The sequence below is a fragment of the Thermococcus sp. genome (assembly GCF_027066465.1).
Classification (GTDB): Archaea; Methanobacteriota_B; Thermococci; order Thermococcales; family Thermococcaceae; genus Thermococcus.
The window spans coordinates 1-1,566 of sequence record NZ_JAMONU010000148.1; the positions used below are offsets into that span (position 1 = coordinate 1).

Here is a 1,566-nt window from a genome sequence, read left to right on the forward strand (position 1 = left end):
AAAAACCGTCCCGAGAAGAAAGTTTAGGAGGAGACGAGGGTCCTTCCAGCTCATATACACGCCACCTTGCTACGATACGCTAAAACGTTTAATAAAGGTTCAGGAGGGCCAGCACGGTCAAGGAATCAATCTTCTCGCCTTCAAAATTGACCCATTGAGGAGAAAAATAATTCAAAAAACTTTGCTTGGCAAAGTTTTCTGGGGGTGTGGGGGCGTTAGCCCCCCGGAGATTTGGAAGAAAATGGGGTTGTGGGGCGAAGCCCCACTCCGGGGGTTTGAGAGTACAGAGAGATAAGGGGGCGGAGCCCCCTTGTCTTTCGTTACCACAGCTTCGGATACCAGTCCCTCGGCATGAAGACCTTGTCAACGTCAACCGCTATGCCCTTGCTCCTCTGGAGCATCTCACCGCTCGTCATCATCGCCTTCCCGAGGGCAACTAGTTCATCCTTGAGGGTCATTATCGCAACGAGGTCACCCTTCTTTATGCCCTTGTGGAGCTTGACTATTCCCGGAACGGCCAAGTCAGCGCCGTGCGTTACGGCAGAAACGGCCGAATCCCTTATCCACACCTTGGGCAGATGTTCAACTGCTTTTTCCATCGGCTGTATCGCCTTCCTGAAGTACTCCTCAATGCCGTCCTCCTTCCAGAAGTGGTAGTAGTCCACCAAGTCGTGGAGCGTCACCAGCGTCTCGTCCTCCTTGAAGGGACCACTTCTAGTACGGCGCAACTCGGCCATGTGCGCTCCAACGCCCAAAGCTAGGCCTATGTGGTGAATCAGCGAACGTATGTACGTTCCCGCCTCGACGCCAACGCGGAAGAGCACATCCCTGCCGTCTATCTCGAGCACGTCGATGTAGTAGACCTTCCTCGTCCTCAGGCGCCTCTTTACGGCACTCCTCAGCGGTGGCCTCTGGATTATCTCGCCCTGGAACTCCTTCATAACGGCAAGGATTTTGTCCTCGGGAACGTCACCGTGAAGGTGCATCAAAGCTACGTACTCCTTACCGGCAGGAAGGAGCGCCTGAACGACCCTCGTGGCCCTCTCAAGGGCAACCGGTAAGACGCCGCTGACCTTGGGGTCGAGGGTTCCGCCGTGGCCGGCCTTGCTCAGGTTGAAGAGCTTCTTAATCCACGCGACAACCTCATGGCTCGTCGGCCCCGGTGGCTTGTCAAGGTTGATTATGCCGAACTGCATGTGCATCTCCATCGGCCTCTTCTCCGGCGGAAAGCCCCACTTCGGGTTCGTCTCGGCCTTCTCGTCCTTAATCAGTACATCTCGCTTTATATCCGCTGGAAGGATTCTCCTCACTTCATCCCTCGCCATGAGCATCACCTATGGGTCTTCCAGCGCTTTGATAAAGTCCTCCTTGCTTATTTGAGCAAGTCTCAGGACTCCCATCAACGTACCAGCTTTTAACTCTTTGTGAAGCTCAGCTCCGGAAACTCCTCAAGGTACAGCTCAACGGCCTCTTTGAGGTTCTCAATTGCCTCCTCTATTGTCTCCCCCTGAGTCGTAACCCCCGTGAAGACCTCCCGAATGACGTAAACGCCCTCTTCCTCCCAGA

Annotated in this window: 2 protein-coding genes; one reads left to right on the forward strand and one right to left on the reverse strand. The window is 54.6% G+C overall.

The genetic code is table 11. The annotated features are described in order from the left end of the window. Positions 1–295 (forward strand): hypothetical protein (locus MVK46_RS07135; RefSeq protein WP_297535938.1); only part of this gene is annotated, 295 nt, incomplete at its 5' end. Between the two features lie 25 nt (positions 296–320). On the opposite strand, the gene MVK46_RS07140 is transcribed toward MVK46_RS07135, so the two are convergent. Next, positions 321–1,325, reverse strand: coding sequence for an RNA-guided pseudouridylation complex pseudouridine synthase subunit Cbf5 (locus MVK46_RS07140; protein ID WP_297535939.1), 1,005 nt, complete (start codon positions 1,323–1,325; stop codon positions 321–323). Positions 1,326–1,566: the final 241 nt, after the last annotated feature.